1 protein-coding gene and 1 other annotated feature are annotated in these 1325 nt (G+C 64.8%); the gene reads left to right on the top strand.

Translation table 11 applies throughout. From position 1 onward, the window contains the following. The first annotated feature begins 53 nt into the window (after positions 1-53). Positions 54-1282, top strand: a protein-coding gene (locus ACFSNB_RS18665; RefSeq protein ID WP_377319318.1) for an IS3 family transposase whose coding sequence is annotated in 2 segments (ribosomal slippage) — positions 54-342 and positions 342-1282 — 1230 coding nt in all. Because the reading frame shifts where the segments join, the coding sequence is not laid out codon by codon here. Continuing rightward, positions 335-451, top strand: a sequence feature (AL1L pseudoknot). Its footprint overlaps the gene before it by 117 nt. Positions 1283-1325 lie beyond the last annotated feature (43 nt).

Genomic DNA, 1325 nt, shown 5'->3' with positions numbered 1-1325 from the left:
TGAACCGCCCCGGGATTGCCGGAGGTTCCCTCTCATGAGAAGAAGGAGCCATCATGAGCAAGACGACGAACAAGTTTTCCCCCGAGGTTCGCGAGCGCGCGGTTCGGATGGTTGCCGAGCATGCCGGTGAGCATGCCTCGCATTGGGCGGCGATCGTTTCCATAGCCGCCAAGATCGGGTGCGCGCCACACACGCTGAACGAATGGATCAGGAAGGCCGAGGTTGATCATGGCCAGCGGGCCGGCATCCCCTCGGAGATGGCGGCAAAGATGAAGGCGCTGGAGCGGGAGAACCGGGAACTGCGTCAGGCCAACGAGATTCTTCGCAAGGCCTCCGCTTATTTTGCCCAGGCGGAGCTCGACCGCCGGTTCAAGCCATGATCGCCTTCATCGACGATCATCGTGGGTCCTACGGGGTCGAGCCGATCTGCAAGGTGCTGCCGATTGCCCCGTCTACCTATCGCGCCCGTGTGGCAGGGCGCCTCGATCCGGCCAGGTTGTCGGCGCGAGCGCGGCGGGATCTGGCGCTGAAGCCGGAGATCGCCCGGGTCTTCGCCGAGAACTTCGAGGTCTACGGTGCCCGCAAGGTCTGGCTCCAACTGAAGCGCGAGGGCATCTCCGTCGCCCGTTGCACGGTGGAGCGGCTGATGTGCCAGATGGCTCTGCACGGGGTGATTCGCGGCAAGGCCGTGCGAACCACGATCAGCGACAAGGCGGCGCCCTGCCCGCAGGATCACGTCAACCGGCAGTTCCACGCCCCGGCCCCCAACCGGCTGTGGCTGTCCGACTTCACCTATGTCTCGACCTGGGCAGGCTTCGTCTATGTCGCCTTCATCATCGACGCCTTCGCCAGACGGATCGTCGGCTGGCGGGTCAGCCGCACCGCCCATGCCGGTTTCGTCCTCGACGCCCTGGAGCAGGCCCTGCACCAGCGCCAACCGGTTCACAAGGGCGGCCTCGTCCACCACAGCGACCGGGGCAGCCAGTACGTCTCGATCAAGTACACCGAACGCCTGGCCGAGGCCGGGATCGAACCCTCGGTGGGGAGCGTTGGCGACTCTTACGACAACGCCCTGGCCGAGACCATCAACGGTCTCTACAAGGCCGAGGTGATCCATCGAAAGGGGCCGTGGCGCAGTTTCGAGGCCGTCGAACTCGCCACCCTCGAATGGGTCGACTGGTTCAACCACCGCCGCCTGCTCAAACCCATCGGAGACATCCCGCCGGCCGAGGCCGAGGAAAGGTACTACGCCATGATCGACGCCATTCCCGTCGCCGCGTAGATTTGATCAAACTAGCCTCCGGCAATCCCGGGGCGGTTCAGTG

This window comes from Phaeospirillum tilakii (genome assembly GCF_042683125.1).
In the GTDB taxonomy this organism is placed as follows: Bacteria; Pseudomonadota; Alphaproteobacteria; order Rhodospirillales; family Magnetospirillaceae; genus Phaeospirillum; species Phaeospirillum tilakii.
Note: the sequence above shows the minus strand (reverse complement) of the source record. Positions and strands in the feature narration are given on the sequence as shown.